General features: G+C 64.6%; 1 protein-coding gene. It reads left to right on the forward strand.

Features of this window, described 5'->3' with window-relative positions; genetic code table 11:
- Positions 1–206, forward strand: a 206-nt coding sequence (locus tag PUR61_RS18170) for a transposase (RefSeq protein WP_329879942.1), incomplete at both ends; no start/stop codon positions are given.

Below are 206 nucleotides of genomic sequence, written 5' to 3' on the forward strand. Positions count from 1 at the left end.
TGAAAAAGGGGAGTTGACGGGTCCGAATCCTGTCGATCGGGGCAAATACGGGTCGAAGATCCACCTGCTCACCGAACGTACCGGTTTGCCCCTGTCGCTCGCGATCTCCGGAGCCAACGTCCATGACAGCCAGGCCCTGATACCGCTTGTCGACGCCATTCCGCCGATCCGCTCGCGACGCGGACCGCGACGCCGCCGTCCCGGCA

The organism is Streptomyces sp. BE20 (genome assembly GCF_036322525.1).
GTDB lineage: Bacteria > Actinomycetota > Actinomycetes > Streptomycetales > Streptomycetaceae > Kitasatospora.